Source organism: Limisalsivibrio acetivorans, from assembly GCF_000421105.1.
GTDB lineage: Bacteria > Chrysiogenota > Deferribacteres > Deferribacterales > Geovibrionaceae > Limisalsivibrio > Limisalsivibrio acetivorans.
The window spans coordinates 174,647-196,614 of sequence record NZ_ATWF01000001.1 but is presented as its reverse complement, the minus strand read 5'-3'; the positions used below and the strand labels follow the sequence as shown (position 1 = coordinate 196,614).

The window sequence follows — 21,968 nt, the reverse complement described above, 5'->3', positions numbered from 1 at the left end:
GAAAGCCAGCAGGTTGTCACGCCATAGCCACCATCTCAGTCTACACAGACAAAGTGACCAGAGCCGCCAGAGGAATCTATGGTGTATCTCGTCCTGCACCACCAATCCAGCACCACCAGTTGCCTTAGTTGATTACATCACCAAGCTTGAAGATGGGTAGATACATGGCGATAATAACAAAGCCCACGGCTCCACCAACGAAGATCATCAGAAAAGGCTCGATGAGCTTTGTGAGACCCTCAACGGCTCTATCCACTTCGTCATCGTAGAAGTCTGCAATCTTTGTAAGCATCTGATCGAGTGAACCTGTCTCCTCACCAACTGCTATCATCTGGATAACCATAGAGGGAAACACGCCGGACTTCTCAAGGGGTTCAACGATGGTTTTACCCCCTTCGATATCCTTCTTGCTCTCAAGGAGAGCCTTTTCAATAACCTTGTTACCGCTGGTCTTCGCCACAATATCGAGCGAATCCAGAATGGACACGCCACTGTTGAGGAGCGTACCGAAGGTTCTGGAGAATTTGGCAACGGCAACCTTACGGATAAGATCCCCGATCTTAGGTATTCGAAGGAAGAACTGGTCCATCTTGTACCGCCCCTGCGGAGACCGGGAGTATATCATTTTCAATGTAATGAATGAAACTATCAGCGTGGCAAAGATCAATCCGCCCCCGTACCATTTCGAAAGGAAGTCCGAAAGGGTTATGGCAAACTGGGTAAGGGCGGGGAGCTCGCCTCCGAAATCCTCATACATCTCCTTGAACTTGGGGATGATGAAAACCATAAGACCGTAAACAACGAGAACGGCAACGACAAGAACCACCGTAGGGTACATCATTGCTGATTTTACTTTTCGTCTGAGTGAAATAGCTTTTTCGAGATAAATACCGAGACGGTCTAGGATCGTGTCAAGCAGACCACCTGCCTCACCAGCGGCAACCATGTTCACATAAAGCTCGCCGAAGTCATATTTATACTTCATGAGGGCTTTGTTGAACTCTGACCCTGTTTCGATATTACCTTTAACGTCCACGAAGATGTCCCGCATCTTCTTTTTATCTGCCTGGGTTGCGATGATGTCGAGGGCTTTAACGATGGGAAGACCCGCATCCACCATAACGCTCATCTGCCTGGTGGATATGAGAATATCGTCATCGGTTATCTTTTCGGGGAGCTTGATTTCAATCTTGCTGAAATCCTTCTTTACCTCGCTGACAGAGATCTTCCGGCTTTTGAGGATATTCTCAGCCTGCTCCTTGTTGTCCGCCTCTATTGTACTTGTAATGGGCTGTCCGTTAGTATCAACGCCTTTGTACTTAAATACGGCCATTATCTATTACCTCTTTCTCGGGCCTCTGCCGCCGCTTCTATCGATGAGTGCCCGAACCTCATCGGGATAAACAGCTCTGTTCACCGCATCATCATAGGATATATGACCTTTTGAATAGGCATCAAAAAGAGACTGGCTCATGGTCTGCATGCCGTGCTCCGCCTGACCGGACTGCATCATCGAATAAACCTGATGGAGCTTGTCCTCACGTATGAGGTTCCGGATTGCGGAGTTAGGGACCATAACCTCACAGACAAGCGCCCTTCCTTTGCCGTCCTTTTTCTGGATAAGCTGCTGGGATATAACACCTTCCAGAACAAAGGAAAGCTGTGCCCTGATCTGGGGCTGTTGGTGCGGGGGGAAAACATCAATAATACGGTTGATTGTCTGCACGGCACTGTTCGTATGGAGAGTACCGAAGGTAAGGTGTCCTGTTTCGGATATGGTAAGGGCGGCCTCAATGGTCTCAAGGTCCCTCATTTCACCGATTAGTGCAACATCGGGATCCTGACGGAGGAGATACTTAAGCGCATGTTTAAATGACTGGGTATCCGCATGGAGCTCCCTCTGGTTCACAGTGGAAGTTTTATGAACGTGCACGTATTCTATGGGGTCTTCTATGGTAATTATATGGTGTGGTTTTTCTGTGTTTATCTTATCTACCATAGAGGCAAGCGTGGTCGACTTACCGGAACCTGTGGGTCCTGTTACAAGGATGAGGCCTCGTGACTTTTCGCATAGGGAGCTTACAACCTTCGGGAGCCGGAGTTCATCAAAGGTGAGGATCTTATAGGGGATGCGGCGAAAGGCCGCGGCAACGGCGCCCCTCTGCATGAAGAAGTTTGCCCTGAAACGGGAAACACCCTTGAGCCCGAAGGAGAGATCAAGCTCCCAGTCCTCTTCAAACCTCTGTTTCTGGCTTTCCGTGAGGATACTGTAGCAGAGCTGTTTTGTTTCAGCCGGTTTGAACTGCTCCCCCTCAATACGGACAAGCTCACCGCTCACCCTGTAGGTAGGGGTTGTTCCCACGGTTATGTGCATATCACTGGCATCGATCTCTATCATCTTGCTAAGCAGTTCCTGCAGGCTGTACATAACACTCACTCCTTAAGCTTATCAGTCTTCGAAGGTAACCCTTACAACTTCCTCAACGGTGGTCATCCCCTTCTTTATCTTCTCTAGCCCGCTTCGACGGAGGGAAACCATACCCTCGGCCAATGCGGTTTTCTTTATCTCACTTGCGTTTGCTCCCCTAAGTATACAGTCTTTTATCGCTTCTGTAACTTCCATTACCTCATAAAATGCGAGACGCCCCTTGTAGCCGGTTCCGCCGCATACGTCACAACCCTTGCCCTTCTGGGGCTTAAAAGTGCCCAGTTCATCCTTTTTGAAGCCGATTCCGAGGAGGGCATCATCGGGCATATCGATCTCTTCGGCGCACTCCTTGCATAAACGTCTTGCCAGACGCTGGGCTAGGATAAGGTTTGTGGAGGAAGCAACAAGGAAGGGCTCAATACCCATGTTAAGAAGACGATTAACGGTACTTGGCGCATCGTTGGTATGGAGAGTGGAGAGAACGAGGTGACCTGTGAGGGCTGCTTTAATGGCGATCTCACCCGTTTCGTAGTCCCGTATCTCACCAACCATGATGATATCGGGGTCTTGACGGAGGAAGGAGCGAAGGGCGGCTGCGAAGTTGAGGCCGATATCCTCCTTCATCTGTACCTGGTTGATTCCGTATATGTTGTATTCCACCGGATCCTCGGCGGTCATGATATTAACGTCGTCTGTGTTAAGGCGGCTGAGTGCTGAATAGAGCGTTGTGGACTTACCGGAACCGGTGGGCCCTGTTACAAGAACCATCCCGTAGGGACTTTCGATGGCCCTGACTAGCCTTTCAAGTGATACCGCCTCGAATCCGAGCTTCTCCATGTCGAGCTGGAGATTCCCCTTATCGAGCAGACGTATAACCACTTTTTCACCAAACAGGACGGGGAGGGTCGAGACACGCATGTCCACGGTTTTCGAACCGAGCTTAAGCTTTATACGCCCGTCCTGGGGCAATCTTCGCTCCGCAATGTCCAGATCTGCGAGGATTTTTAGTCTGGAGATAACAGCATCCTTAACGCTTCTGGGAGGGCTCATGAACTCCCTGAGAACGCCGTCCACCCTGAGACGTATACGGAACTCCTTCTCGTAAGGCTCGATGTGTATATCCGATGTGCCTGTTTTTACAGCTTCGTTAAGGATATGGTTAACCAGCTTAACAATGGGGGTGTCCTCCACCTCCCTTCTGAGCTGGTCAAGGGCTACATCCGCCTCTTCGGCACTTTCGATCTCAAGATCACCCATGTCGAAGTCGGTCAGTTCATCCAGAACATCCTCGGAGCTCTCCTCCTCGTCCTTCTCCTGACGTTTCTTGATGAAGGTGTCCATGGAGGATTCCACCGTTACATATGGTTCCATATTGAAGCCGGAAACGAAACGGAGTTCCTCCAGAGCATAGGCATTAGAGGGATCTGTAATGGCGACCTTAAGGGTTTTCCCCTCCCGGGCGAAGGGTACTACGTTGTATTTTTTACAGAGATCGGTGGAAAGGGCGTCCACAGCGGACTGCTGAACCTCAACATCGGCAAGGTCAACATAGGGAACTCCGTACTGCCTGCTGAGAAGCTTTGCAATGGTGTGTTCATCAACATATCCAAGCTCGATGAGGATGGAACCAAGCCTGCCCCCTCTTCCCATTTGGCGTTCGAGGGCTTTTTCCAGCTGTTCCTCTGTGATGACATTCTCTTTAATCAGCATGCTGCCGAGTTTGGTCGGCTTTCTTCCGGGATTCAAATATCCGCTCCGGTTTTTGTTTTTAAATCGGCTAAATGTATGGGAGCATTAACGCCCGTCCATATGTAAAAGGCTCTGTGCGCCTGATGTACCAGCATAGGAAAGCCGTTAACAAGCTTGCAACCCCTCCCTTCGTATGTTTTGAGAAAGGGGGTTACCCATGGTTTATACTGAAGATCAACTGCGGCAGAGCGGCAACCTATGTTTGTCATATCAAGAAAGCTCCCTCCGTCAAGACCGAGGGATGTTGCATTTATGATAACATCAAACTCACGTTTGTTTCTCATGTAATTATAATCAGAGATTTCTGCATTGTCAAAATTAAGAGACTTCAAAACCTTATGTGCTTTTTCGAGATCCCTGTTTAGCACCGTGAGATTAACTCCCCTCTTCTTCTTAAGCGAGAGCAGAACAGCGGTAGCAGCACCGCCGCACCCGAGCATGAGCACATCTGCCCCGTCCACCGCAACATCTTCCAGTTCAAGGGTTTTATCGAATCCATAAACGTCAGTATTAAAGCCTTTGAGCGAGCCATCCTCGAAGAGAACCGTGTTAACAGCCCCTGCTTCCTCGGCCAGCGGGTCCAGGGAGTCCATGAGATCATGCACCGCAACCTTATGCGGTACAGTGACATTTACTCCACGGAAGTTTTTTGAGCGCAGGAAGGCGAAAAGCTCGGGAAGCTTGTCCGCATTCTTCTCCTCGAAGCATGTGTAGCCGCCGTTAATGCCGGAGTTATGTAGAAATGAGGTCTGTATAAGGGGTGAGAAAGAATGGGATAGAGGATACCCGACTAACCCCAGATTAGTGTACATCGATCCTTTCCACAGATACATTCTTATGTACAGGCTCTAGGAGACCGGCGGAGATAACGTACTTGATCCCCTCATCTATGGTTATATTAAGCTCAAAGACCTCTGACTCCGGAACAATAAGTATGAAACCAGAGGTAGGGTTGGGGGTTGTGGGGACAAAAACACTGTAGTTCTGCTCCCCGGTCTTCTCATTAAAGAAATCGGATGTATCCTTTGTTATGAATCCGAGGCTGTATACCCCTTTGCGAGGGTATTCAATCATAACAACTTTCTTGAAGTTGGTTCCGCTTGTGGTGGATATGGCGTCCACAATCTGGCGTATCACCCCGTACACTGTTTTAACAAAGGGGATTTTGGAAACAAGCTGTTCTATGGCTCCGAGAAGCTTTTTTCCCGCATAGTTCTTTGCGAAAAGACCTATGAACAGGATCGCTATGAGTATGACAATAAAGGATATTATCTTAACAATATACGGAGGCACAATGATATCGTACTTTATAACCAGAAGGTCAAAGTATGGGAGCAGAAAGCCGGAGAACTTAACAAACACAAACCTGATGAAGTAGAACGTTACAAACAGGGGGAGTGTTGCAAGTATCCCGGCGAAGAATGCGTTTCTGAGAAAGATTCTAAACCGTTTCATATTAAGAAAGAATACGCCTCTAACATCGTATTGTCAAAGAAGTTTAGATGTTTGGGAGAAAATATTTTTATCTCTCGCCACCGCTTCTGTAAGGATGTCTGAATAGCTGACGCTCAAGGAGCCTGTCATAGGAGGTCCACCCCTCTTCCACTTCCTCTTTGTTGAATATAGAGTAGAAGGTATTCATCTTTGCATCGATATCATCGATGTGGTGCAGAATCATCGCCTCAACGGTTTTGGGAACCTGGGGAGAGCCGAACTCCAGATAGCCGTGATGGCTTGCCACAAGGTGGGACACGAGGTCCTTAACATCATCGGGGAAGTTATCGATACCGTCCGCTATGGAGCGGAAGAGCTGTATACCCTGTATGAGATGCCCCATGAGCTTGCCGCTATCTGTGTAGTCGAAACCGGGGGCCGTTTTAAGCTCGTAGATCTTGCCTATGTCGTGAAAGAGTGCGCCGAAGATCAGGTGTTCAATATTTGCCTTGTTCTTATAGTATCTTCCCATCATCACAGCGATCTTGGTAACGCTTAGTGTGTGTTCTAGGAGTCCATTGATGTAGGCGTGGTGCACACTCTTTGCGGCGGGGCTCTTCATGAAACGCTCCATGAGCTCCTCATCTGCAAAGAATTTGTCGAGGAAGGCGGTGAGGTAGTCGGTTTTAACATACTCATAAACGATGCGCTTCAGCTCCTCAAGCATAGCCTCGGCATCGAGCCCGCTTCTGGGAAGAAAGTCCGAAGGGTCTGCACCTTCACAGAGGCGCATCATATTTATTTTGAGCTGGGTTTGACCCGCATACTGCTGGAGCCCCCCCTCAACATGGACGATAAGCCCTACCTCGGGTTCGAAATCGAGCTTATTGCTGTCAAACATGATAGAGTTGTACTGAGTGCCCTCTTCGTCCACCATAACGGCTTTGATGAAGGGTCTCCCGTCTCTGGTCACGTTCTTGTTCAAATCGGTCATCATGTATTCTTTGCTTACCTGCATTTCCATTATCTACCGCCAACTGTTATTTCGGGTATCCTGAGCGTAGGCTGTGCATCGGAGACGGGTGCGCCCTGCCCCCCTTTGCCACATGTGCCTATGCCGAACCCTAAGTCACTTCCAACCATATCTATACTTTTCATAACCGCAGGGCCGTTCCCTATGAGGGTGGCATTGCGTACCGGGGAGGCTATCTCCCCCCCTTCTATGAGATATCCTTCTGTTACCTCGAAGACGAAGTCTCCGGTCACTGTATTCACCTGACCACCCCCCATGTCCTTCACAAAGAGGCCTCTGTCCACGGAGGAGACGATACTTTCAGGGGGTGTTGTACCCGGTTCTATCAGTGTATTGGTCATGCGGACGATCGGCCTGTGTCTGTAGCTTTCACGCCTTCCGTTTCCGGTTACAGCCGAGCCGGTCTTCATAGCATACAGCCTGTCCCTCATGAATCCCTTGAGGATCCCGTTCTCAATAAGCACGGTGCGTCCGGCGTCGCTCCCCTCATCGTCGAAGGGAATGAAGCCCCTTCTAGATTCAAGGGTTCCATCATCCACAACGGTTATAAGATCCGAGGCCACCTTTTCGCCGATGAGCCCCTGATAAACACTCATACCCTCTTCGGCCAGATCCGCCTCAAGCCCGTGCCCAACAGCCTCATGGACCATGGTTCCCCCTGCGCTGGAGGAGAGGATAACGGGCATGCGTCCGGCGGGTGCGCTCCCCGCCTCAAGGTTCCTGAGAGCTCTGCCTGCGGCTGTTTCGCCAAGGGCCTCTATATCAACACCCTCCAGACCTTCCATACCGAAGGCGCCGCCGTAAGGCTCAAAGCCTGTCTGAATGATGTCACCCGAAGCGGCTGAAACATGGGCAAACATCGTAACCTGCGATGTATCCGCACTCCGGTCTGCACCTAGGGAGTTCACCACACGTATGCGCCGCCTGTTCTCACCATAAACCGAGCGTACCTGAATAATCCTGCTGTCGGTTCTGGCCACTTTTTCGATCCTGCGGGCGTAGTCTACCTTGAGGGCGTTATCCGTATCTGCGGGATCCAGCCTGTAGCACCTTACCGATTCGGTGGTGGAAAAAGCGCAGTCCGTCTCTTCACCTTTACCGGCAGCTGCCATAAGCCTTTCCGCAACCTCATTAATGGATGTTCTATCCATACCGGATGTATGGGCGAAGTAGGTTTTACCATTCTTTATTATCCGTAGCCCGATGCCTGCATCATCCTCCCTGTTAAGGGAGTCGAGCCTGCTGTTTTCGAAAACTGCGGAGAATCTGGAGCTTTCCTCTTCGAATATATCTGCGTAATCGCCGCAGGATGCCAGCTTTTTTGTTATTTCATGGAGGATGCCGTTATCTACCAACGGTCGATCTCCTCACTGAGTTCTGTGGAAATATTTCTGATTGGTATACCTTCTTTATTAAGGGCGTTAATCACATCGAGGAGACGTTCATAAACATCCTCGGTGGAGTACATAACCATCCTTCCGGAAGATGAATCCACTGTTCTGACAATGGCAAGACCCTCATAGGAATCTATAAGACTGTTCAACAGGAGGATATTCCGCTTATCCACCTCGCACCGAACCCTAACCGTACGGGTCATTATCGAACTCCATCAATCTTACGCTTACACCTTTGAGGTTATTAAAGAAGGGCTCAAGATCAAAGCGCGCCGAATCCTCGAAGAAAACCTCGCTGAAACCGGCCGAGCTGAGCTTCTCCTTAAAATGCTCAGGGTTTTTCATGACATTCTCAAAATCAAGGAGAAAGAAGCCCTCCTCGGTAAAAAGCCCGTTCTTCTTTATAAAGAGACCCTCGGTTCTTATAAACTCAAGCTCCTTTGGTGAAACGGAGGAGAGAACCTCATTGAGAAGGCCGTAGCTGAAAAGGTCGAGCTTTGCGCTCATCCCTCTGCATTTGAGGTTTGAAACATCATAATCGATGAACGCCGGAAAGAGATTCCTGTTATGGAGCTTAACCTTCTTTCTGGGCAGCATCCTCACCGTCCGTAAGCTTGTATGTTTTGCGTATATTCTCAAGCATCCCGTTTACGAGGGACGCTATGCCGTCATCACCGTATTTCTTGGAAATGGAGACGTAGTCATTAACCACTGCATAGTAGGGGGATTCACCCAGAAACAGCTCGTATATGCCAAGCCGTAGGGCGTTCTTCTCTATTTCCCCAAGACGGTCGTAGTTCCAGCCTTCCCGCAGGAACTCCTCGATCATCACGTTGTGCTCCTCCACCTTCTCTGAAGCACCCTGGAAGAGTGTATCGGCGAACTCACGCTGCTCACTCTTCACCTCTCCAAGGGGTTCCCAAAAGGTAGAGGGAATCGACTGTGCGTCCTCTCCGGTCATGCAGTAACGGTACATCATCTGAAAGGCGTATTCCCTCGCCCTGCTTCTGCTTCGAAAACGTTTATCAGGCAAGGTCTGCATCCTTAAGGAGGTTAACCATCTCAAGGGCGGACATGGCCGCCTCGGCCCCCTTGTTTCCACTCTTTGTGCCGGCTCTTTCCACAGCCTGTTCGATGGTGTCGGTGGTTAAAACACCGAAGATCACCGGAACGCCGGAATCGTAGGAGGCCTTCGCAACGCCCTTTGAAACCTCAGCTGAGACGTAATCGAAATGGGGTGTGGAACCTCGGATAACAGCACCCACGGTGATAACCGCATCGTAACGCCCGCTTTTTGCAAGCTTATGGGCGAGAAGGGGAATCTCAAAGGCTCCGGGAACCTTGAAGACCTCTATATCATCATCGGCCGTATCGTGACGCACAAGGGCATCCACCGCTCCGCCGATGAGGCTTTTTGTTATGAAATCGTTGAACCTTCCGGCCACGACTGCAAATTTCAGTCCCTGACCGCTGTATCTTCCTTCCCTGAGTACCGCCATAGCTTCCTCCTAGATATTCAGGTCGTGCCCCATGCGGGCTTTCTTTGTTTTAAGGTATTTCTCGTTGTGGGGGTTCATGCAGCTGTCGGTCTGCACACGCTCCACTATCTCAAGTCCGTAGCCGGAGAGGCAGCGGATCTTCTTGGGGTTGTTCGTAATAAGGCGCATCTCACGAACACCGAAATGGCGCAGGATCTGTGCCCCGAAACCGTAATCCCTCAGATCCTCCTGGAACCCGAGGTGCAGGTTCGCTTCGATGGTATCCATCCCCTCATCCTGCAGGTGGTAGGCGTTAATCTTATTCAGAATGCCGATTCCCCGCCCCTCCTGGAACATATAGAGCAGGATTCCTCTCCCCTCTTCCTCAATGAGCTTCATAGCCTCATGGAGCTGGGAGCGGCAGTCGCAGCGGAGTGAACCGAAGACGTCACCTGTGAGGCATTGGGAATGCACACGCACCAGAACGGGCTTCTCGCCGCCTAGCTCCCCCTTTGTGAGAACCACAGCCTCCTGACCGTCCACAACGCTCTTATAGCCGAAGATGTTGAACTCACCCATGGATGTGGGGAGATTCGCGGGGCTTGTCTGTTCGATGAGCTTCTCATGATCCATACGGTATGAGATAAGATCGGCGATGGTGATTATCTTGAGGTTGTGCTCTTCGGCGAACTCGTCCAGCTGGGGCATTCTTGCCATACTGCCGTCGTCGTTCATGATCTCGCAGATAACGCCTGCGGGCTTAAGCCCGGCCGACTTCATGAGATCCACAGACCCCTCGGTCTGTCCTGCACGAACCAGAACACCGCCGTCTCTTGCTCTGAGGGGGAAGATGTGTCCGGGTCTTGCGAGATCTGCCGCCTCGGAGTTATCATCGATGGCGACCTTTATCGTCTGCGCCCTGTCATAGGCGGATATACCGGTGGTAACCCCCTCCTTAGCCTCAATGGAGACTGTGAAGGCGGTTCCGAAACGGGCTGAGTTGTTGTCCTCACCCACCATAAGGTTAAGACCAAGCTTGTCGCATCTGCTCTCTGTCATAGAGAGACAAATGAGCCCACGCCCATATTTTGCCATGAAGTTAATTGCTTCAGGAGTAACATACTCCGCAGGAAGGACGAGATCACCCTCGTTCTCCCTGTCCTCGTCGTCGACGAGTATTACCATTCTGCCGTTTTTAAGATCGTCGAGAGCCTCTTCGATCGTGGCAAGATGCTTATATGTCATTAGGTAGAAACCTCCGAATCGTTTCAAAATGGATTATTAAGGTCCAAGTCGAGTAATTTACCAGATAATGTATCGTTACCGCCACCCTTTTTCAATAACTTCTCAAGATAGCGTGCTATCACATCAACTTCAAGGTTGACCGCATGGGAGCGGGCTCTGTCCGAAAGGGTAGTCTCCTTATAGGTATGGGGGATAACCGCAACATCAAAGATGTTCCCCCGAACGGCGGAGGTGGTGAGGCTTATACCGTCCACACATATGGAACCCTTATCGGTTATGTAACGGGATATCTCCTCGGGGAAGCGGATGGAAAGGAGGTAGGATTCGCCCATAGGCTTTATATCCTCCACGATACCCAGCCCGTCCACATGTCCGCTCACAAGGTGTCCGCCCAGGCGTGTGTTAAGTGTCAGTGCACGCTCAAGGTTTACCCTGTCACCCGATTTTACGTTTTTGAGGGAGCTGTTCTCGAGGGTGGCAAAGGAAAGATCCGCAGTGAAGCCGTCATCGGAGATCGTGGTCGCAGTGAGACATACACCGTTAACAGCTATGGAATCACCGGTTTTTGTATCCTCCAGCACCCTGGAGCAGGAGATGGAGAGTACGGCGGAGTTACCCCCGCGGCTTACGCTCTTTATCCTTCCAGTTTCCTCTATAATTCCCGTGAACATCTATTCCTCAGTTTCTCCGTTAAATCGAGAACGTATTTGCGGTAGTCTGTGAAACGTCCATGGACGAGAAGATCCTCGCCGAAACGCTTTATCTCGGGGTCTATCATCGGATAGGCATCCGCTACGCTTGATATCCCCTCGCCACCTATGCAGGTTACGGCATCACGACCGCCCATAACCTTTAATGCTATAAAGAAATTGCCTCTATCTATCAGTTTCGAATCGAAGAAGGCTCCAGCGGTTTCGCCACCCCCTTCGATTAATACATTCATTATACCGAGCTTCACAAGCCCCTCTGCAAGGGCATCCATATTTATGTACCTGCCGTCCATTCCGGGACGGAGAACTGTTCCCCCTTTATCGATAACGGCCTCGGAGATCTTACCACCCTCAGGGGATGTTACATAGACAAGCTTTTCAGGTGTTTCGTTCAAAAGCCTGCACCCCAGAGGGAGCCTGCCGGAGGGGTCCATAACGATCTTAAAGGGCTCCTCCGCATCGAAGATATGATCCCGCACGGTCAGTGCCGGATCATCCGCTATAACCGTATTAACGCCAACCAGGACAGCATCGGAAACGCTTCTGAGGTAATGCACATAAGCCCTTGCGGGGCTTCCGGTTATCCATTTAGATTCACCCGTTCTGGTGGCAAGCTTGCCGTCCAGAGTTGAGGCTGTTTTAAGGGTGAAGTAGGGTTTGCCTGTAAGAGTAAGCTTGGTGAAATCCTCTATAACAGCGGCGCAAAGCTCTTCACGGTAACCGAGAAAAACCTCTAAACCAGCCTCCATAAGCTTCTCAAGCCCCTTACCCGCATTAACAGGGTTCGGGTCCACAACACCCACAAAGACACGCTTTATGCCGGACTGGATGATCCTGTCCGTACAAGGGGGGGTTTTCCCCTGATGGGAACACGGCTCCAGCGTTACGTAAAGATCCGCTCCCCTTGCGAGTTCTCCCGCCTCGTTCAGGGCGTTTACTTCTGCATGGGCTGATCCGTATTCCTCGTGGAACCCCCTTCCGATAACTTCGCCGTCCTTAACAACGATGGAGCCTACGATGGGGTTTGTCTTCGTTGCGCCTCTGCCGCCAAGGGCGAGCTGGACGCATTCATCCATTATATCAAGGGGATTTACCGTTCTTCGAGCCAATCCTGCTCTCCTCTCCTCTTATTATTCTGCCAATATTGGACTTGTGCTTATATATAACAAAGCCGGCGATGAGCACCGTGAAAATCTTCATGGAGAGATCCGGCTCCAGAACCAGAACCGCACCCGCAAGGGCGGCGGCCGCTGTTATGGAGCTGAGGGAAACCATTCTGGATGCGAGCAGTACGATACCGAAGACCACCGCCGCTACACCGAGTGAAACAGGCGCCATGGCCAGAAACACACCCACAGCCGTCGCAACGCCTTTCCCCCCTTTGAAGTTGAGGAAAACTGTATACGTATGCCCGCCGATAACGAGAACAGCCGCCGCCAGAGTTATTTCCGGCCATACGGACTGAACAAGGTATACCGGCACAAAGCCCTTGAGCATATCCACTGCGAATACGGAGATGAAGCCGGCCTTTCCCATCACACGGCCGGCATTTGTAGCTCCCACGTTTCCGCTTCCCACCGTGCGGATGTCTATACCTTTAACGGCCTTAACGATAACATAAGCGGTGGGGATGGAGCCGATAAAATAGCATAAAAGAAGTGCGGCGTATTTCATTTCACAAACATCCTGTGCAGAAGGGAACGCTTAACCCCCACAGCGTCTGACTCGCAGACCTCATGGCAGCAGAAGCATTCCACGCATTTATCATGGTCTATGCTGAAAAGCTCACCTTCGGATATGGCATCCACAGGACAGCTTTTCACGCAGAGCCTGCATTTTATACATTTTTCGCCGATAATGACAGGCTTAACATAAACCTGCTCGGCCAGATACTTCTTAAGGAAACCGGGGAGGATATTGCGCATCTTGGAGATGGGTCTCTTTATACTCGACCCCTCCGGCACATTCTCAGCCGTCACCTCTATAGAAGAACTGTCGTAGCCGTTTTCAACAGCGGCGGCATTTGTAAGGCAGAAGCCCTCCTCAAAGCCCAGTAACCTTGTAACAGCGATATCCAGAGCCACGGCATCGTCCGATGCGGCCATAATCCCCGTATCCTTTGCCCTTCCTCTGGAGGGTCCGTCACCCTCATGGGCGGTAATACCGTCCATGATGTTGAGCATGCGCCCTTTGAAAAAGGTGAAAAGGTCGTATATATTTGCGGCAAGATCGCTGTCCACGGGATGCTCCCTGTGATAGCCAACCTTTGCAGTTCCCGGCACAAGACCAAACATATTCTTGACGGCAAGGGTGAGCCCCGTGAGGGAGTGGGTTTTAAGCTTGCAGACGTTTACTATAAGGTCCGCTCTGTCGCCTATGGAGGCATAGACCCTACCCTCCCTGCTGGATGGAGCGGAGGATTCAAAGCGTACGGCTTCGATTCCATGCTTCTCAAGAACGGGTGTCATACAGGTTTTATCAAGGACGATATTGTAGTTCTTAAAGTTTGCACCGGGACTGTCGCCAAGAACGATCTCTGCATCGGTGAATTTCCTGAGCTCCGTGATCACAGCATCCACAACCGCCGGATGGGTGGTTATAGCTCTATCAGGCGGTGCGGCAAGGAGAAGGTTAGGCTTAACGAGGATAAGTGAACATTTCCTGAGCCTTTCAGCCGAAGGGGCAAGGTAGTCATAAATAAACCTGTTCAGGGATTCACTGCCGTAGGAATCTACCCCCTCAATCAGTACTCTGCTCATCCTCTTTTCCGTAATAGCTGTTGAAATACTGCACCGCAGAATAGACGGAGAGTACGAGGGATATGTATACGAGGATCTTTCCGATCATCATGATATCTACGCCGAAAAGCTCGTTTTTGAAGATGATCATACCCACACCAACCATCTGGAAGGCTGTTTTCCATTTGCCCATCTTTCCGGCGGCGATTATCACACCTTTGCTGGAGGCAACGTTGCGAAGGGCTCCCATGGCGAAATCACGGGCAAGGATAAGCATAACAACTGCACCCTCAAGGCGCCCCATCTCAACAAGGGCTATCATCGTGGCGGCAACAAGTATCTTATCCGCAACGGGATCGAGGATCTTCCCCAGATCCGTAACAAGGTTGTACTTCCGTGCGATATATCCGTCCACATAATCCGTAAGGGCGGCGATGGTATAGAGAATGCAGGCGATAACATTGAAGTAGCTTTTATCGTAATAGAGGATCACAAGGAATACCGGTATGGCGAAGATCCTCAGTATTGTCAGTTTATTGGGAAGATTAAGCTCTTTGGACATTTCGGACATGGCTTCTCTCCATTTGATATAGGTCTGCGATTATAACGGACACATTCGATTTTGCCAGACTTTTTTGTCTAGCTGAAGTATACACCCTCTCCGCTGGTCTTGATGAACTCCATAACCATCTCCTCAGCAAGGGGTGAGGTGCGGCAGGTTTTAAGCTCCTCCACAAGCTCACGGCACTTCGCCGTATCAAGCTGTTTTATGAGCTTCTTAGCCTTAAGGATATGCGCAGGGCTCATGCTGAGATGCCTGTAACCTAGCCCCAGCAGAATGGGGATGTACTTCGGCTCGCCTGCGATCTCGCCGCATACGGAGCATTCAACCCCTTCCCTCTTTGCACTCTCGATAATATTGAAAAGCAGGTTCAGTACTGCGGGATGCGCCGGTCTGTAAAGGTATGCAACGTATTCGTTATTCCGGTCTATGCCAAGGGTGTACTGGATGAGGTCGTTTGTGCCTACACTCATGAAGTCCACCTCCTTTGCTATCATATCGCTGATGATCGCAAGGGAGGGGAGCTCCATCATAACACCGAGCGGAAGGTCATCACGGTAGTCCGCACCCTCCAGCCGCAGGGATTCCGCCGCCTCGGCAAAGGCCTCCTTCGCCCGCAAAAGCTCATCCATGCCGGATATCATGGGGAACATAACCTTAACATCGCCGTAAACGGCACTGCGCATGATAGCCCTCATCTGTTTGATGAAAAACTCCCTGAAACGCAGGGAATACCTTATGGCACGAAGTCCGAGGACAGGGTTCTGCTCATCGGGATGGGGCATCTTTCCGGAGAGTTTCTCACCACCGAGGTCGAAGGTTCTAACGGTTATGGGCTTGCCGTTGTTCAGCTCCACGGCCTCTTTAAGTATCTCAAACTGCTTCTCCTCGCTTACGTCTCCGTGCTGGAGGTAGATATATTCCGTTCTGTAAAGACCTATACCGGCGGCATTGTTCATGGTGGAGAGGTATATCTCATCGTTAAGCTCGATGTTTGAGTAGAGGAACACGTCCCGCTCATCCAGGGTCTTAACCTCTGCATCCCTAAGCTTCTCAAGGGATTTTATGTATGCGTGATATCGTTCCTCTTTGCGTCTGTACTCCTCAAGGGTCTCCTCATCGGGGTTAACGATTACCAGCCCCTCAAAGCCGTCGATGATGACAGTCTCACCGTTCTGAACAAACTCGGTGACACTGCCTATACCCACAACGGCCGGAAGGCCGAGGGATTTTGCGAGGATCGATGTATGGGAAACACGGCTCCCCAGATCGGTGGCAAAGCCCTTTATCTTCTGGCGCACCATATGCGTTGTGTCCGAGGGGGATAAATCATGCGCAACAACAACAGCCCCATCTTGAACACTCTCGAGCCTGTCATACTCATGCCCTGTAAGAAAACGCAGAACCTTCTGAACTATATGGTGAATATCGTTTTTTCTTTCCCTGAGATACTCGTTATTAGACGCTTCAAAGGACGCCATAAGGTTCTTTCCCGCCAGATTCAGGGCGTATTCGGCGTTTACCAGATTCTCCGATATAATGCGGCGGCTTTCACCAGCCAGCGTTTCATCCTTCAGGAGCATCAGGTATACGTCGAATATCAGTGAATGGCTTTCGCTCAAATCATCCATGCTCATAGACTTAACGTCTTCCATGTAGGCTATGGCCTTATTGAAGGCCTCACTGAGACGCTCAATCTCCATGTCTGTCTCCTCCTCCGTGATAGTGCGGCGCATAACGCTCACGTTCTCACGATCGAGGAGGTAGCATGTTCCTATGATGATCCCTTCAGAGGAGCCAATCCCTTTGATCTCTTTCACTTTTCCTCTCCAAACTTATCCGAGACAAGACCACAGATGGCATCAAGTGCCTCTTCTGCATCCTCTCCGGCGGCGATAACCTCGATACTGGTCCCCTTTTGGGCGGCCAGCATCATAAGGCCCATAATGCTTTTGCCGTTCACCTCTACGCCGTCCTTCTTAACCTTTATCTCCGAGCTGAACTTCTCCGCAACCTTAACAAAGCCCGCCGCTGCTCTGGCATGGAGCCCAAGCTCGTTGATAATCTCTATACTCCGGTTACCTTCGGACATCTAAACCCCCATAGTAAAAAAGATCAATCCGCTGATCATTAGATTTATAACCAGACCAAGCACAATATCCACCCGTTTGCCTATGGCTATCCCGAGAAGGACATACCCCGCCCCCAGAAAGAAAAGGTCGACATTAACATCAACCTCCGTCCGGAAGAGCGCCGATATAAAAAAGCCGAGTAAAAAAACCGAAAGCATATCGAAACGGACAGGCCATCGGTTGAACTTAATCCTGTTGAACCATGTTATAACCTCCTTGCCGAGGCTGTGGCCTATATCAAGACCCATCAGCAGAAAGGAGAGATGAAAAGTGTTAAAGAAAAGCAGGTATACAAGAACACCGATAAGAGGGTTGTAAAGACCTGCCAAAGCTGCAAGAACAAATGCCAGCGGCCGGAGGGAGTGCCCGAAGAAGCTGTCCCCGAGTGCGCCGAAGGCGGATGAGTAAGCCTTCTTCATGAGATCCGGCTTAGAGTTTTCCTGATACTCCTTAACCCACATTCCAAGGACGAAGTTGACCAGAAATGGGTGGGTGTTGAAGTACTCCCTCTGTTTCTGGAAAGTTTCCTCATCGATGCCGAGATCGTTTGATCTGTTCAGATCCCGAAGAAGCCAGCAGAAACCCGTTCCCTGCATGTTTTCATGGTTGAGCGATGCATGATAGTACAGGCTCTTAAAGAGTGCGGAGCTTCTTTTCATATAAGCACCCACCCTGCGGCAGCTCCCGCAACGAAAAGCATATATTTGACTGCACTGCTCCCCGAAAGGAAACGAAGAAGGAACCCGCTGAGGAACATGAAGGTGAACACCAGATATGGTGTAAAATTATCCTTGCATGGAAGAAAGTTTGTAAGCTGATCATAAACGAAGAAGATAACAACAAAAGCCAGATTGTATACAACCATCCCCTGAAAGAAATGTATGATAAGCCCGGAATGGATAAGCTTTGAGGCGCTAAAACGCTCCCCCTTCTTAAGCTCCCGCAAATAAAGGGCTTTATTGAGTTGTCTACTTATCTGTTCGGAATAGGTCACAGGGAACATCACCACTAGTATGAGAAGAAGCCCGAGGATATAGTTGCTCATGCTGGTGACCGCATGGAAGGAGATTAACAGGCTCGCCGCATAGGCACCGAAGCTGTCGTCCTTCGTTATCCTTGTTCCCACAGGAACATCCACAAGCCCTATAATCTCAAACAGAAGTCCCGCAAGGAAACACTCCAACACGTAGCCGTACATGGAGCCTATAACAACGGAGACTACTATGGGGCGGGAGATCATCAGGTTGAATCCTGCTCCCCTGTCTACGGTTATCAGCCCCGAATAGACGAGAAGCAGAAACATCTTCATGAGAGACCGCCCCTCAACAGACGAGAGAAGTTGCGTATCTCAACGCTGGGCTCCCATGGGACCTTGTGGATATAAACATCCACCTTGTTTCTGATGATGCTGACCATCTCGATCTCCGAGAGGTCAAGAAAAACGGTATTGGATACCTCCACCTTATGCTCACGGCTCGCCACACAGCCTATGTTCACATATATATCGCTGTCGATAAGCTCCATGCATTTGTAGAGGTCGTTAACGGATTCGAGCAGAACAAGGAAGAACTCCTTTCCATGCTCCTCTTTGGTAAAGCTGTCTATGAAATCATCAAGGGATTCAATTTCAAGTTCGCATCCCGGCGGGAGGGAACTTTCGAAGATCATCTTCTGGAGGGCGTCTCCGGCCACACGATCACTGACTACACTGACGTGGTGGATCTTGTAATACTTAATCCAACCCTCAATGACCTGCCCGTGGATCAGCCTGTCGTCTACCCTGAAGATAATCTTTTTCATGAACGGTCTTTAAGCAGCTCTCCAGCAACTATTATGCTTTCACGCCCCGATTCTGCGCATTCGGAGCACATCATTCGCAATGACTTATTCTCTTTTCTAACGCTGAAAGCCTTAATAAGCAAGGGTAAATTAATCCCTGAAACAACCTCAACGTTTCTGGAGCCCAGATAGGCCATCGCAATATTGGAGGGGCTTCCTCCGAACATATCCGTAAAAACGATGGCCCCGCTATCCTCATATTTGGATATTACACTCTCGATCTCATCTGCAATATCCACAAGGGAGGAGCCGTTCTGCATTGCGATAGTCTCAACACCATCCTGCGCTCCGACTATCATCTCCGCAGTACGGAGGAGCTCCGCACCAAAATTTCCATGCGTTACTAATATTATGCCAATCATCAGATCACCTGTCCATATCTCTGTGCTTAGTTATTACTTTAAAGTTAGTCTTTTTATTCAGATACTTCGAGATAAATTCCACAATAGCCACGGATCTGTGCCTTCCGCCTGTGCATCCTATGGAGATGGTGAGAAAGCGTTTCCCCTCATCAATATAGTTTGGTATCAGGAAGTTAAGCATCCCTTTAAGCTTCTGCAGAAACTTCTTCGTCTTGCTGTCCAGCAGAACATAATCCGCAACCCTTTTGTCCTTGCCGGTGAAGTCCCGAAGTTCATCCACAAAATGCGGATTTTTCAAAAATCTTACATCAAATAGGAGATCCGAATCAAGGGGTACTCCGTATTTAAAACCAAAGGACTGCACTGTTATATTTAGAGAGGGTCCCTCGGCGTCCCTGAAATACTCCTCAAGATACTTGGCAAACTCGTGGACGTTTGTCTGGGAGGTGTCGATTGTGAGATCGGATATATCCCTGATCTCCTTAAGGTTCTCACGCTCCTCCCTGATGGCGTCCACAAGGTTCTCACCCAGCGGATGGGTTCTTCTCGTCTCCTTGTAGCGGCGGATAAGTATCTCATCATCGGCGTACATGAAGATAACCTTGGCGTTGTAACTCTTCTTGAGCATCCGGATTATCTCATACGCCCTTGCGCTATCCCTGCTTCGGGAGTCGATTATGAGGGCAACCTTGCTGACCTCCATATTCAGGTCAAAGACCACCTCCACAAACTTCTCAAGGAGCACAAGGGGGAGGTTGTCTATGGTGTAGTACCCGAGATCCTCAAGGACATTTGCCGCAATGGATTTACCCGCACCGGAAAGACCTGTGAGCACCACGAGGGAGATATTATACACTACTCCTCCCCCCGGTCCATGATGTTTCGCATTATGATCTCTTCCTCAAAGGTTTCGTAATCACTCTTTCTCCCCGGGTTTATCCGCTTCATAAGCCTTTCGGAGAAGTCTCTGGCGGAATCGTAGCCCATAAGCTTAAGCAGGTGGTTCCTTGCCGCAACCTCTACGATAACAGCCATATTGCGCCCCGCTGTGATGGGTAGGATTATCATGGGGAGCATTGTGTCGAGGAGTTCGTAGGTATTACGCTCGAGCCCGAGCCTGTCGTAGCCCTCGGCCTCGTCCCAGTCCACAAAGCGGATAACCATCTCGACCTTCTTCTTCTGTCGTATAGCCGTAACGCCGAACATATCCTTAATGTTGAGGATTCCCAGTCCACGTACCTCAAGGTGATGGCGCAGAAGGTCGTTACTGCAAGCAACAAGGTAATCCTGCTTCTTGCGCACAGTAACGGCATCATCCGCCACCAGCCTGTGCCCCCGTTTGATGAGCTCAACAGCACATTCGCTCTTGCCGATACCGCTACGCCCCAGTATAAGCGTACCGATTCCGAAGACATCCATCATGACACCGTGGGTGGTTGTCTCGGGTGCGAGGCGTTCACTTAGATAGGCCGTTATCTCCTCTATTGCCTTCGAGCTGACAAGATCGGTTCTCAGGAGTGGTATGTCATGCTCCCTCACGGCGGAGAGAAGCTCTTTAGGAATGTTAAGGTTTTTGGTAACCACGAAACAGCAGAGCCCCCGCCTTGCGAGATTGCTGATGGAGAAAGCTCTTTTTTCTGAGGATAGAGTTTTAAGGTATGATATCTCTGTATTTCCCAGAATCTGAACCCGGCCCCCGTGTATATGTTCCGTATACCCGGCGAGACCGAGCCCCGGTTTCTGGATTCTGAAACTTGTTATATATCTTTCCCGTACCTGTCCTTTTCCGTAAATCAGTTTGAGTCGGAGAGGCTTAGCCTGCTCTGAAAGAAGTTCAGAAACGGGTATTCTGTCCATTTACAACCCGGCATCCTCTTCGGCAAGGATGGAGCATACCTCGGCACTGCTGCCAGCGGCCAGAGCTTTTTCCTTGAATCCGGAAGCCTTGATCAGTCTGCTGATTCTTGCGAGGGTCTTAAGGTGCAGGTTCATCTGCTTCTCGGGTGCGAGGACAAGGAAGAAGATCTTAACATCCCTTCCGTCCGATGAATCAAAGTCCACCCCTTCTCTGGAGAGGGCAACAAGGATGATTATATCATCAATGTCCGGAAGCTTCGCATGGGGTATGGCAACCTCTTCGCCGACACCCGTACTACTCAGCTTCTCCCTTTCCAAAAGGGCATTCAGGGTCTTATCCCTGTCCTTCAGAAGGTTTTTGCCGTCAAGGTAGTCCACAAGCTCCTTGAGGATATCGTCCTTGGTTCCTGCTTTCAGAGAATCCAGCACCCGCTCTTCGTCGACATATTCCGCAAGCGTCATCAAATAACCCCTAGGACTCTATGAGTCCGATATTGCCGTCGTCCCTCTTGTAAACAACGCTGATCTCGCCAAGCAGAGCATTGCGGAAAACAAAGAAGTTCTTATTCAGAAGATCCATCTGCATAACGGCCTCTTCAACATCCATGGGCTTAACGGGGATATCCTTGGATATGATGATTCTGGGGGTTTCCTCATCGAAGCTCTGGGTGTCGAGAACGTTGAGCTTAAGGGGCTCTCTGAAATCCTTGTCCATGAGCTTTCTGCTCTGGAGCTTTTCCTTGTATTTAACAAGCTGCTTTTCGATCTTGTCCACTGCAAGGTCTATGGAAGCATAAAGATCCTCGGATCTCTCAAGGCCCTTCATAAGAACACCGTTGGCACTTATGAGAATATCAACGATATGGACATTCTTTTGAACCTCAAGGGTTACATTTGCCTCGGTGATTTGGTCGAAATATTTTGAAAGTTTGGTAACCTTCTTCTCCGCATAATCCCTGATTGCATCAGTAAGTTCGATGTTTCTTGCGGTTATTTGTACGTGCATG

At 50.0% G+C, this 21,968-nt stretch carries 27 protein-coding genes; all 27 read right to left on the bottom strand.

Annotated features, from left to right (window positions below; genetic code table 11):
- Window positions 1-124 precede the first annotated feature (124 nt).
- On the bottom strand, window positions 125-1,333 hold the full coding sequence (locus K300_RS0100930) for a type II secretion system F family protein (protein ID WP_022849781.1): 1,209 nt from the start codon (window positions 1,331-1,333) through the stop codon (window positions 125-127).
- 6 nt (window positions 1,334-1,339) lie between these two features.
- Window positions 1,340-2,428 carry a type IV pilus twitching motility protein PilT gene (locus K300_RS0100925; RefSeq protein ID WP_022849780.1) on the bottom strand — a complete coding sequence of 363 codons (1,089 nt, stop codon included), beginning with the start codon at window positions 2,426-2,428 and terminating at the stop codon, window positions 1,340-1,342.
- Window positions 2,429-2,449: 21 nt separating this feature from the next.
- The gene (gene pilB, locus K300_RS0100920) at window positions 2,450-4,138 is read right to left on the bottom strand and encodes a type IV-A pilus assembly ATPase PilB (RefSeq protein ID WP_040463170.1); all 1,689 of its coding nucleotides are present in this window, start codon (window positions 4,136-4,138) and stop codon (window positions 2,450-2,452) included.
- Window positions 4,139-4,170: 32 nt separating this feature from the next.
- Window positions 4,171-4,989 carry a shikimate dehydrogenase gene (gene aroE / locus K300_RS14095; protein ID WP_051135277.1) on the bottom strand — a complete coding sequence of 273 codons (819 nt, stop codon included), beginning with the start codon at window positions 4,987-4,989 and terminating at the stop codon, window positions 4,171-4,173.
- Window positions 4,979-5,632, bottom strand: coding sequence for a DUF502 domain-containing protein (locus tag K300_RS0100910; protein WP_022849777.1), 654 nt, complete (start codon window positions 5,630-5,632; stop codon window positions 4,979-4,981). The genes aroE and K300_RS0100910 overlap by 11 nt, the downstream gene beginning before the upstream one ends.
- Window positions 5,633-5,699: 67 nt before the next feature.
- Window positions 5,700-6,635: a 3'-5' exoribonuclease YhaM family protein gene (locus tag K300_RS0100905; RefSeq protein ID WP_022849776.1), complete on the bottom strand. Its 936-nt coding sequence runs from the start codon at window positions 6,633-6,635 to the stop codon at window positions 5,700-5,702.
- Entirely contained in the window at window positions 6,635-7,999 is a 1,365-nt protein-coding gene (locus K300_RS0100900; protein ID WP_022849775.1) for a TldD/PmbA family protein, read from the bottom strand. Before K300_RS0100900 ends, K300_RS0100905 begins: the two co-directional genes overlap by 1 nt.
- Window positions 7,993-8,241 carry a DUF4911 domain-containing protein gene (locus tag K300_RS0100895; protein WP_022849774.1) on the bottom strand — a complete coding sequence of 83 codons (249 nt, stop codon included), beginning with the start codon at window positions 8,239-8,241 and terminating at the stop codon, window positions 7,993-7,995. The genes K300_RS0100900 and K300_RS0100895 overlap by 7 nt, the downstream gene beginning before the upstream one ends.
- Window positions 8,225-8,641 carry a hypothetical protein gene (locus tag K300_RS0100890; RefSeq protein WP_162139830.1) on the bottom strand — a complete coding sequence of 139 codons (417 nt, stop codon included), beginning with the start codon at window positions 8,639-8,641 and terminating at the stop codon, window positions 8,225-8,227. Before K300_RS0100890 ends, K300_RS0100895 begins: the two co-directional genes overlap by 17 nt.
- Window positions 8,613-9,071: a transcription antitermination factor NusB gene (nusB, locus tag K300_RS0100885; RefSeq protein WP_022849772.1), complete on the bottom strand. Its 459-nt coding sequence runs from the start codon at window positions 9,069-9,071 to the stop codon at window positions 8,613-8,615. Before nusB ends, K300_RS0100890 begins: the two co-directional genes overlap by 29 nt.
- Window positions 9,064-9,537, bottom strand: coding sequence for a 6,7-dimethyl-8-ribityllumazine synthase (gene ribH, locus K300_RS0100880; RefSeq protein WP_022849771.1), 474 nt, complete (start codon window positions 9,535-9,537; stop codon window positions 9,064-9,066). Before ribH ends, nusB begins: the two co-directional genes overlap by 8 nt.
- A gap of 9 nt (window positions 9,538-9,546) precedes the next feature.
- Window positions 9,547-10,761: a bifunctional 3,4-dihydroxy-2-butanone-4-phosphate synthase/GTP cyclohydrolase II gene (locus K300_RS0100875; protein WP_022849770.1), complete on the bottom strand. Its 1,215-nt coding sequence runs from the start codon at window positions 10,759-10,761 to the stop codon at window positions 9,547-9,549.
- A gap of 23 nt (window positions 10,762-10,784) precedes the next feature.
- Window positions 10,785-11,432 carry a riboflavin synthase gene (locus K300_RS0100870; protein ID WP_022849769.1) on the bottom strand — a complete coding sequence of 216 codons (648 nt, stop codon included), beginning with the start codon at window positions 11,430-11,432 and terminating at the stop codon, window positions 10,785-10,787.
- Window positions 11,414-12,580: a bifunctional diaminohydroxyphosphoribosylaminopyrimidine deaminase/5-amino-6-(5-phosphoribosylamino)uracil reductase RibD gene (gene ribD, locus K300_RS0100865; RefSeq protein WP_022849768.1), complete on the bottom strand. Its 1,167-nt coding sequence runs from the start codon at window positions 12,578-12,580 to the stop codon at window positions 11,414-11,416. The genes K300_RS0100870 and ribD overlap by 19 nt, the downstream gene beginning before the upstream one ends.
- Complete coding sequence (gene plsY / locus K300_RS0100860; protein WP_022849767.1) at window positions 12,552-13,145, bottom strand: glycerol-3-phosphate 1-O-acyltransferase PlsY; 594 nt, start codon at window positions 13,143-13,145, stop codon at window positions 12,552-12,554. The genes ribD and plsY overlap by 29 nt, the downstream gene beginning before the upstream one ends.
- Window positions 13,142-14,230, bottom strand: a complete 1,089-nt coding sequence (locus K300_RS0100855) for a DUF362 domain-containing protein (protein WP_022849766.1) — start codon at window positions 14,228-14,230, stop codon at window positions 13,142-13,144. The genes plsY and K300_RS0100855 overlap by 4 nt, the downstream gene beginning before the upstream one ends.
- Window positions 14,211-14,780 carry a CDP-diacylglycerol--glycerol-3-phosphate 3-phosphatidyltransferase gene (pgsA, locus tag K300_RS0100850; RefSeq protein ID WP_022849765.1) on the bottom strand — a complete coding sequence of 190 codons (570 nt, stop codon included), beginning with the start codon at window positions 14,778-14,780 and terminating at the stop codon, window positions 14,211-14,213. Before pgsA ends, K300_RS0100855 begins: the two co-directional genes overlap by 20 nt.
- Before the next feature lie 68 nt (window positions 14,781-14,848).
- On the bottom strand, window positions 14,849-16,591 hold the full coding sequence (gene ptsP / locus K300_RS0100845) for a phosphoenolpyruvate--protein phosphotransferase (protein ID WP_022849764.1): 1,743 nt from the start codon (window positions 16,589-16,591) through the stop codon (window positions 14,849-14,851).
- Window positions 16,588-16,863, bottom strand: coding sequence for an HPr family phosphocarrier protein (locus tag K300_RS0100840; RefSeq protein ID WP_022849763.1), 276 nt, complete (start codon window positions 16,861-16,863; stop codon window positions 16,588-16,590). Before K300_RS0100840 ends, ptsP begins: the two co-directional genes overlap by 4 nt.
- Window positions 16,864-17,562: a PTS system mannose/fructose/sorbose family transporter subunit IID gene (locus K300_RS0100835; RefSeq protein WP_040462990.1), complete on the bottom strand. Its 699-nt coding sequence runs from the start codon at window positions 17,560-17,562 to the stop codon at window positions 16,864-16,866. It abuts the gene before it with no gap.
- A complete protein-coding gene (locus K300_RS0100830) occupies window positions 17,559-18,212 on the bottom strand; it encodes a PTS sugar transporter subunit IIC (protein ID WP_022849761.1) in 654 nt (217 codons plus the stop codon). The genes K300_RS0100835 and K300_RS0100830 overlap by 4 nt, the downstream gene beginning before the upstream one ends.
- Window positions 18,209-18,703, bottom strand: coding sequence for a PTS sugar transporter subunit IIB (locus tag K300_RS0100825; RefSeq protein WP_022849760.1), 495 nt, complete (start codon window positions 18,701-18,703; stop codon window positions 18,209-18,211). Before K300_RS0100825 ends, K300_RS0100830 begins: the two co-directional genes overlap by 4 nt.
- Window positions 18,700-19,104, bottom strand: coding sequence for a PTS sugar transporter subunit IIA (locus K300_RS0100820; protein WP_022849759.1), 405 nt, complete (start codon window positions 19,102-19,104; stop codon window positions 18,700-18,702). The genes K300_RS0100825 and K300_RS0100820 overlap by 4 nt, the downstream gene beginning before the upstream one ends.
- A 4-nt stretch (window positions 19,105-19,108) precedes the next feature.
- Window positions 19,109-19,960 carry an RNase adapter RapZ gene (gene rapZ / locus K300_RS0100815; RefSeq protein ID WP_022849758.1) on the bottom strand — a complete coding sequence of 284 codons (852 nt, stop codon included), beginning with the start codon at window positions 19,958-19,960 and terminating at the stop codon, window positions 19,109-19,111.
- A complete protein-coding gene (gene hprK, locus K300_RS0100810; RefSeq protein ID WP_022849757.1) occupies window positions 19,960-20,961 on the bottom strand; it encodes an HPr(Ser) kinase/phosphatase in 1,002 nt (333 codons plus the stop codon). Before hprK ends, rapZ begins: the two co-directional genes overlap by 1 nt.
- Window positions 20,962-21,423 (bottom strand): PTS sugar transporter subunit IIA, encoded by a 462-nt coding sequence (locus K300_RS0100805; protein ID WP_022849756.1) that lies wholly within the window; start codon window positions 21,421-21,423, stop codon window positions 20,962-20,964. It abuts the gene before it with no gap.
- A gap of 10 nt (window positions 21,424-21,433) precedes the next feature.
- Window positions 21,434-21,967, bottom strand: a complete 534-nt coding sequence (gene hpf, locus K300_RS0100800) for a ribosome hibernation-promoting factor, HPF/YfiA family (RefSeq protein ID WP_022849755.1) — start codon at window positions 21,965-21,967, stop codon at window positions 21,434-21,436.
- Window position 21,968 lies beyond the last annotated feature (1 nt).

What these genes read in the sequence shown, in the direction of transcription:
- K300_RS0100830 (WP_022849761.1), bottom strand. Translation starts at nt 18,212, where the DNA reads ATGAAGATGTTTCTGCTTCTCGTCTATTCGGGGCTGATAACCGTAGAC.
- hprK (WP_022849757.1), bottom strand. Translation starts at nt 20,961, where the DNA reads ATGGACAGAATACCCGTTTCTGAACTTCTTTCAGAGCAGGCTAAGCCT.
- K300_RS0100820 (WP_022849759.1), bottom strand. Translation starts at nt 19,104, where the DNA reads ATGATTGGCATAATATTAGTAACGCATGGAAATTTTGGTGCGGAGCTC.
- pilB (WP_040463170.1), bottom strand. Translation starts at nt 4,138, where the DNA reads ATGCTGATTAAAGAGAATGTCATCACAGAGGAACAGCTGGAAAAAGCC.
- K300_RS0100910 (WP_022849777.1), bottom strand. Translation starts at nt 5,632, where the DNA reads ATGAAACGGTTTAGAATCTTTCTCAGAAACGCATTCTTCGCCGGGATA.
- K300_RS0100840 (WP_022849763.1), bottom strand. Translation starts at nt 16,863, where the DNA reads ATGTCCGAAGGTAACCGGAGTATAGAGATTATCAACGAGCTTGGGCTC.
- hpf (WP_022849755.1), bottom strand. Translation starts at nt 21,967, where the DNA reads ATGCACGTACAAATAACCGCAAGAAACATCGAACTTACTGATGCAATC.
- K300_RS0100805 (WP_022849756.1), bottom strand. Translation starts at nt 21,423, where the DNA reads ATGACGCTTGCGGAATATGTCGACGAAGAGCGGGTGCTGGATTCTCTG.
- plsY (WP_022849767.1), bottom strand. Translation starts at nt 13,145, where the DNA reads ATGAAATACGCCGCACTTCTTTTATGCTATTTTATCGGCTCCATCCCC.
- K300_RS0100875 (WP_022849770.1), bottom strand. Translation starts at nt 10,761, where the DNA reads ATGACATATAAGCATCTTGCCACGATCGAAGAGGCTCTCGACGATCTT.
- pgsA (WP_022849765.1), bottom strand. Translation starts at nt 14,780, where the DNA reads ATGTCCGAAATGTCCAAAGAGCTTAATCTTCCCAATAAACTGACAATA.
- K300_RS0100870 (WP_022849769.1), bottom strand. Translation starts at nt 11,432, where the DNA reads ATGTTCACGGGAATTATAGAGGAAACTGGAAGGATAAAGAGCGTAAGC.
- aroE (WP_051135277.1), bottom strand. Translation starts at nt 4,989, where the DNA reads ATGTACACTAATCTGGGGTTAGTCGGGTATCCTCTATCCCATTCTTTC.
- K300_RS0100825 (WP_022849760.1), bottom strand. Translation starts at nt 18,703, where the DNA reads ATGAAAAAGATTATCTTCAGGGTAGACGACAGGCTGATCCACGGGCAG.
- ribH (WP_022849771.1), bottom strand. Translation starts at nt 9,537, where the DNA reads ATGGCGGTACTCAGGGAAGGAAGATACAGCGGTCAGGGACTGAAATTT.
- K300_RS0100855 (WP_022849766.1), bottom strand. Translation starts at nt 14,230, where the DNA reads ATGAGCAGAGTACTGATTGAGGGGGTAGATTCCTACGGCAGTGAATCC.
- K300_RS0100905 (WP_022849776.1), bottom strand. Translation starts at nt 6,635, where the DNA reads ATGGAAATGCAGGTAAGCAAAGAATACATGATGACCGATTTGAACAAG.
- K300_RS0100925 (WP_022849780.1), bottom strand. Translation starts at nt 2,428, where the DNA reads ATGTACAGCCTGCAGGAACTGCTTAGCAAGATGATAGAGATCGATGCC.
- K300_RS0100895 (WP_022849774.1), bottom strand. Translation starts at nt 8,241, where the DNA reads ATGACCCGTACGGTTAGGGTTCGGTGCGAGGTGGATAAGCGGAATATC.
- K300_RS0100835 (WP_040462990.1), bottom strand. Translation starts at nt 17,562, where the DNA reads ATGAAAAGAAGCTCCGCACTCTTTAAGAGCCTGTACTATCATGCATCG.
- K300_RS0100930 (WP_022849781.1), bottom strand. Translation starts at nt 1,333, where the DNA reads ATGGCCGTATTTAAGTACAAAGGCGTTGATACTAACGGACAGCCCATT.